Below are 884 nucleotides of genomic sequence, written 5' to 3'. Positions count from 1 at the left end.
GTATGATTGGTGGCTTCGGTCGGTTAGTGCTCGCGGGCTGAACATCTCGTTGCCTCGATGCGTACACCCCGAGTCTATCGAACTCGTCTTCTACGAGTGACCTCGGCGGTATCTCTTTTCCAGGTGGGTTTCCGGCTTAGATGCGTTCAGCCGTTACCCCGTGTGGCGTGGCTGCTCGGCAGTGCTCTCTCGAACAACCGATACACCAGTGGCCACCATCCGTAGTTCCTCTCGTACTATACGGACGTTCCCGTCAGATACCAATGACACCCCCAATAGATAGCAGCCGACCTGTCTCGCGACGGTCTAAACCCAGCTCACGACCTCCTTTAATAGGCGAACAACCTCACCCTTGCCCGCTTCTGCACGGGCAGGATGGAGGGAACCGACATCGAGGTAGCAAGCCACTCGGTCGATATGTACTCTTGCGAGTGACGACTCTGTTATCCCTAAGGTAGCTTTTCTGTCAGCCATTGCCCGCATCGAGCGGGCCAATGGGTTCGCTAAACCACGCTTTCACGTCAGCGTTCCTCGTTGGGAAGAACACTGTCAGTCCATCTTTTGCTTTTGCACTCTTCGCCGCGTTTCCGACGCGGCTGAGATGGACTTGGGGCGCGCTCGATATCTTTTCAAGCGCGTACCGCCCCAGTCAAACTGCCCGGCTACCGGTGTCCTCCGCCAGGAGTGAGGGTCGCAGTCACTACCGGGTAGTGTTTCATGGATGCCTCGGTGGCCCGCTAGCGCGGGTACCTGTGTACCGGCTCCTACCTACACTGCACAGTAGCGACCACGTCCCAGCGACAGCCTGCAGTAAAGCTCTATAGGGTCTTCGCTTCCCCTTGGGGGTCTCCAGACTCCGCACTGGAACGTACAGTTCACCGGGC

General features: G+C 57.8%; 1 rRNA gene. It reads right to left on the bottom strand.

Annotated elements, in window-relative coordinates:
- Positions 1-3: 3 nt before the first annotated feature.
- Positions 4-884, bottom strand: a 23S ribosomal RNA gene (locus ACMGFI_RS21195); the annotation flags it as partial.

The organism is Halosimplex marinum, assembly GCF_051414075.1.
In the GTDB taxonomy this organism is placed as follows: domain Archaea; phylum Halobacteriota; class Halobacteria; order Halobacteriales; family Haloarculaceae; genus Halosimplex; species Halosimplex marinum.
The sequence above is the reverse complement of the archived record's forward strand: the minus strand, read 5'-3'. Positions and strand labels throughout refer to the sequence as shown.